Annotated in this window: 1 pseudogene; it reads left to right on the top strand. The window is 45.2% G+C overall.

Annotated elements, in window-relative coordinates:
* Window positions 1–678, top strand: a pseudogene (locus tag R7O13_RS27215) (hybrid sensor histidine kinase/response regulator); the annotation flags it as partial.
* Window positions 679–690: the final 12 nt, after the last annotated feature.

Genomic DNA, 690 nt, shown 5'->3' on the forward strand with positions numbered 1-690 from the left:
AAGCTATTCAAACGCAGTTTAGAGCAACTTAAACGCTCGTCAGCTGACGAACTGATCGCACCAAAATATTTGACGGTGAAGCAGCCTCATTATTGCGGCAAGATTGATATCTACATTGAGGATATTCGTCAAAACATTGAAGCCGACATTCTAAAACTGCCAGAAGGCTCCGGCTTAGATGTGATGTACATCTTTAATGTCGGTGGTGGAGCTAACGCCGCGCGTATTCATAACCTAGAAACTGCGGTAGAAGTACTCTCAAGTTATGCATTCGATGGTGATAGAGACCAGTTGCAGAAACTCAAAGAGCTTGGTGGCGAGTTTACTCGTTTGGCTGATAAGGCTTTGGGCAACAAAAAAGATAAGCAAGATTTGATGCGTGAAGTGTTGGTCGATGCCATGACGCATGCATTAGACTATTGGGAGTCTGTTACGGGTGAAAGTAAATTTGCGTTTGCCGAACAAAGTGGACTGTGGCGCGTCTACCTCGACCGAAGCACACTGCAAACCCGCACGCTCGATAAATACATGCGTATCGAAACTCTGCCTAAAACACCGCGCTGGAGAACGGTTCTGAGTTCGATTGAGTTTATTCTTGAACACTGTAAAGAACAGAGCCCTGAACGTGCTTACATCGAAGCACAGCGCGATAAATTGCAAAGACTGCTCACTAGCTAAACCTCTCATAAA

The sequence above is a fragment of the Vibrio sp. Y176 genome (genome assembly GCF_033438945.1).